A 1,732-nucleotide genomic window follows, 5' to 3' on the forward strand; every position below is an offset into this window, starting at 1 on the left:
GTGAATCGCTTTCACAGAGTGCGTGGGAGACTTACGCCAAGTTAGTCAGGTTAAACCTGTTTCCCAAGAAATTTACCCTTTAATTCCAGAATTCATAAAAATATTTATTATAAAGCTCTGGCAAATTATATATAGAACCATTGGAAGCAGAACTGTTAAGCAGGCTACTGCCATGGCTGCCCCCCAGTCATTTCCACCTTGAGAACTTATAAAAAACTGCAGTGCCAGTGGAAGTGTAAACTTATCCTTATTTTTTAATATAAGCATTGGCCAGAAATATTCATTCCAGGAATTTATGAAAAATATTATTCCCATAGACATTATTGAATTTCTTATGAGAGGAAATATTACCTTTGACAATATCTTTATCTCCGGAACTTTCTCTAGTTTAGCTACCTCAATAAAAGACTTTGGCACAGTTCTCATACTCTGTATCATTAAAAATATACCAAGAGCATCTGCCAATTGTGGTAAAACCACACCAATATTGCTATTTAAAAGTCCTATGTGGGACATTATTATATAATCTGGTATCATGGTAACGGTAAATGGTACAAACATAGTTAGTACTAAAACAGAATATAGAATATTTTTTCCTTTAAAACTTTTATACACAAACACGTAGGCTGCAAGAATAGCTGTAGCTGTTTTTGCTATAGTCACCACTGCTGCTATAATAAAGGTATTGCCTATGTAATTTAATATAGGCAGATTATCTACTATGTACTTGTAATTTTTTAGAGTAAGATTACCAAGTATCATATTAGGGGCAGATGTAAATACCTGATTCAAATCCTTAAAGGAAATAGATATCATGAAAAGCAGTGGAAATATTTCAAAGATAACTATTACCCATAAAAGCACATGCCATTTTATTTCTTTTCCATTAGTTTTCATAATATACTCCTCTCTCGGGTACCTTGAACTTTAAACGCATCAGTACAAAGAAAAATGCTGTAGCCACCACCGTCAAAGCTGAGGCTTGTCCTACTTGAGAGATGATTAATGCAGTAGACAGCAAAAATAATATAGTTAATTCATTCTTCTTTAATCTTTCTATCAAGTCAATTTTCTCCTTATAAAGCATTCTCTGTTTTATCAAATTGTTTGAACTATAATATTAGATTATAGTTGTAAATAATTAACTTTGTTTTATAAACTTGTTAAAAAACATTTACCTATGTTAATATCTAATGCACTTTTGTCCAATGATTAGGTGCTGTAATATACCTAGAGCAGCGGTATAACTTGGATGATTCATCTAAATGTAGTTGAAGCAAATTCTTAATCCAGGTGGGGATTCTTTTACCCCATCTGAATTTTAGAACTGCAAATGCATGGATTACTTGGCGTTGAACTCCCACTTGAAGAAAAGCAGAGAACCAAAATCTTGGATTTTGTGTGAATCGCTTTCGCTGTGTGCAAGCAGAGAACCAAAATCTTCGATTTTGTGTGAATCGCTTTCACAGAGTGCGTGGGAGACTTACGCCAAGTTAGTCAGTTTAAATAAGATTCACCTATAAATCATATAACTAAATAAATAATCGAAAGGAAAATTAATGTAGTTATTAAAAATATGTCTCTTAATGCATTAAACTGCCCCTATAAGGTAACACAGCTTCTTTTTTGTGTCTATCTTATAGGGGCAGTCCATTCATTTAATATTTTATATAAATTGAGTCTGTCAATAATTTCGTGTAAACTTCCATAAAAAATTTTAAACTAATATATT

2 protein-coding genes are annotated in these 1,732 nt (G+C 32.4%); both read right to left on the bottom strand.

What is annotated here, in order from left to right:
* Nucleotides 1–72: 72 nt before the first annotated feature.
* Nucleotides 73–897 (bottom strand): carbohydrate ABC transporter permease, encoded by an 825-nt coding sequence (locus tag ABF633_RS20720; RefSeq protein WP_415526637.1) that lies wholly within the window; start codon nucleotides 895–897, stop codon nucleotides 73–75.
* A complete protein-coding gene (locus tag ABF633_RS20725) occupies nucleotides 887–1,087 on the bottom strand; it encodes a hypothetical protein (RefSeq protein WP_415526639.1) in 201 nt (66 codons plus the stop codon). The genes ABF633_RS20720 and ABF633_RS20725 overlap by 11 nt, the downstream gene beginning before the upstream one ends.
* Between the last annotated feature and the right edge of the window lie 645 nt (nucleotides 1,088–1,732).

Source organism: Clostridium sp. (assembly GCF_047718555.1).
GTDB lineage: Bacteria > Bacillota > Clostridia > Clostridiales > Clostridiaceae > Clostridium_I.

Excerpts from the sequence above, each read along its gene's own strand:
- ABF633_RS20725 (WP_415526639.1), bottom strand. The coding sequence starts at position 1,087 with ATGCTTTATAAGGAGAAAATTGACTTGATAGAAAGATTAAAGAAGAAT.
- ABF633_RS20720 (WP_415526637.1), bottom strand. The coding sequence starts at position 897 with ATGAAAACTAATGGAAAAGAAATAAAATGGCATGTGCTTTTATGGGTA.